Annotated in this window: 1 protein-coding gene; it reads right to left on the reverse strand. The window is 68.9% G+C overall.

Annotated elements, in window-relative coordinates; all coding sequences use genetic code 11:
* Positions 1-1085, reverse strand: a 1085-nt coding sequence (locus tag ACFKCF_RS61605) for an ISL3 family transposase (RefSeq protein WP_394506794.1), incomplete at its 3' end; no start/stop codon positions are given.
* Positions 1086-1217 lie beyond the last annotated feature (132 nt).

Genomic DNA, 1217 nt, shown 5'->3' on the forward strand with positions numbered 1-1217 from the left:
CGGCCTTGGGTGATGTAGCGGTAGAGCAGGTTCTGGCTGCCGGTGTAGCCGAGGTTCTTGATCTCGACGAGGAGTTGCTGGACCGGGACGGCGGGATCTTCGGCCCGGCGTTGGCGCAGATGATCGCGGAACGGGTCGACGAGCGTGGGCCGGTACTTCGGCACGCGCACCAGCCGTTCGGGTTGACTGACCCGGGCGTAGCGCTTGACGGTGTTGAGCGCCAGGCCCAGGCGGCGGGCGCATTCCAGCAGCCCGACACCCTGGTTGAGCAGGGCATGAACCTGCTGACAGCGCTCGCGCGTGGTGGCGGATCGTACCCCTTCTTTCGGTGGCGGGCCGGTCTTGCCCCAGCAGACCGAGTGCGCGGCGACCTCCTTCACCACGGCTTCGGCCAAGTTGTGCCAGATATGCCAGCGATCACCGACCTGCACCGCGTCCGGCAGGGCCCGGCGGATCGCCTCGGCGTAGGAGCCGCTGCTGTCGCGGCACACCACCCGTACACCGGGGTGGGCACGTAGCCACGCCTCCAGGGTGTCGGCCTGACGATCGGCGAGCACATCGACCCGTTCCCGCGTGATCGCGTCGATGATCACCGTGGCGTAGCGGTGCCGTTTGCGGAGCGCGAAGTCGTCCACCCCGATCACCGCCGGCACCGGACGGACCGGCAGCGGCAGGCGCAGTAACGACCGGATCGCGCTCTGCCGCGACATCCCGACTCCCAGCACGGCCAGCAGCCGAGACGCTGCCCGCCCGGCCAGCTCCCGCACCACCGCCCCCACCTGCGTCGTCAAGGCGATCGTGCGGCGCTGATACGGCTCGGCCAGCCCAGGCAGCGGCTCCCGGAACGTCTGCCGCTCACACCCCACCTTCGCGCACCTCAGCCGCCGAAACCGCAGCCGCACCAGCACCCGCTGCCCGCCCAACGGCAGGTCAGCCAGCTGCCGATCCACATAGCCGTGCACCCGCCCGACTGCTCCGCAGCCGGGACACGCCACCGGCCTGTTCCGGGACGCGACATGCACCACGATCGCTCCGGGCCCGGCCTGAACGCCGTTGATGACCAGGTCGGCCAATTGCGGGAACACTTGCCCTGCAAGATCTTTTACGTCACACCGACGTCACGCTGGCACGGCACGCCGAGATAGCGATGGACCGACACGAGCTATCACTTTCCGTCACCACCGAAAGTGGGCCAGAGCCAGTGACCGTACAGACCC

It is taken from the genome of Nonomuraea sp. JJY05, assembly GCF_043496855.1.
In the GTDB taxonomy this organism is placed as follows: domain Bacteria; phylum Actinomycetota; class Actinomycetes; order Streptosporangiales; family Streptosporangiaceae; genus Nonomuraea.